Here is a 1,057-nt window from a genome sequence, read left to right on the forward strand (position 1 = left end):
AGCGTGAGAGGAAAGTCCGCGCACTCGCAACTGGACTACGTGAAACCACGCCACTGGGCCCTAGAAGCGCGACGCAGCGGAGTGCCGGATATGTTGCGCGCGATGGTCTGGCTTGCAACCACGGTACTGGACGCAATCCAACAGGTGGAAAGGGAGCTTCCAGAAGACTTCCCGATGCATGTCTGGGACTCAATCACCACCGGCTTTCACAAGGCCGCGGAGGCCTTCCTCAACGGCATCCAGAACGAAGAGGCCTAGAACCCCAGGCGGGACGAGGAAAACCACAGGTCCTCGACGCCCGCGAGCCAGTTCAATTCACTTTCGGCCGGTCGAGCCGACACCTGCACGCAGCCCGTCTCGTCCTCCAGGATCATGAACACCACGCCCTTGGCCGTCCAGGGCCAGCGCAACGCCCGCACGATGATGGACGTCCTCGGCGAGGACGCGGTCCAGGTCAAATCATCGTTCGTCGCAGACGAGTTGCCCTTCTGACCGCAGGGTTCCGCCAACAAACATCTAACGTGGCTGGAGCATGAACCTCTCCGAGTAGGCGACGTTGTCAGAGTGGAATTGATCGAGGTCGAGTCGGCCGATCCGCCTTCAGCCGAACAGCCGCAGAATCCCGAGGCGATGGACCGTGCTCGCTTCGAGAAGGCGAAGGGCCTCTACCTGGCATTGAGGGAACGTTTCGAGGGAGTGCGAGACCCCGAGGGTGATCCTTGAAGGCAAGCGCCTTACGAATTTATCGCTCTATGCACTCAGGCGGCCTTGACCTGGTCGCGGACATCGCCCAGAACGGCCAGCTCAGACTTGGTGGCACGATTCATGTGCCGACCGTACTCGCTGCGCTCCGGTCCGCCGGGCGGATGTTTTCAGGCGGCCAGTTCGTGTTGCCAGGACGAGGCATCGGGTCGGCTCCAACCGGCCACAGGACTAAACCGCTCTCGCGGTAGCTGCTCCGGCGGCATTGGTCCGAACTCGATCCGCCATTCCTGCCACCGTTGATCGGCGAGGCAATCCGCCTCGCTCTTCAACAGGAGCAGGATCATGAAGCCAT

General features: G+C 61.6%; 2 protein-coding genes and 1 pseudogene. 2 read left to right on the forward strand and 1 reads right to left on the reverse strand.

Going from position 1 to position 1,057, the window contains the following annotated elements:
- Both SNE35_RS32030 and SNE35_RS32035 read left to right on the forward strand, forming a co-directional pair.
- Positions 1-258: pseudogene (locus SNE35_RS32030) on the forward strand (type II toxin-antitoxin system HipA family toxin); the annotation flags it as partial.
- Between the two features lie 306 nt (positions 259-564).
- Positions 565-723 (forward strand): hypothetical protein, encoded by a 159-nt coding sequence (locus SNE35_RS32035; protein WP_320427133.1) that lies wholly within the window; start codon positions 565-567, stop codon positions 721-723.
- A 149-nt stretch (positions 724-872) separates the two neighbouring features.
- On the opposite strand, the gene SNE35_RS32040 is transcribed toward SNE35_RS32035, so the two are convergent.
- Positions 873-1,057, reverse strand: a 185-nt coding sequence (locus SNE35_RS32040) for a hypothetical protein (protein ID WP_320427134.1), incomplete at its 5' end; no start/stop codon positions are given.

Source organism: Roseateles agri (assembly GCF_034043675.1).
In the GTDB taxonomy this organism is placed as follows: Bacteria; Pseudomonadota; Gammaproteobacteria; order Burkholderiales; family Burkholderiaceae_C; genus KK5.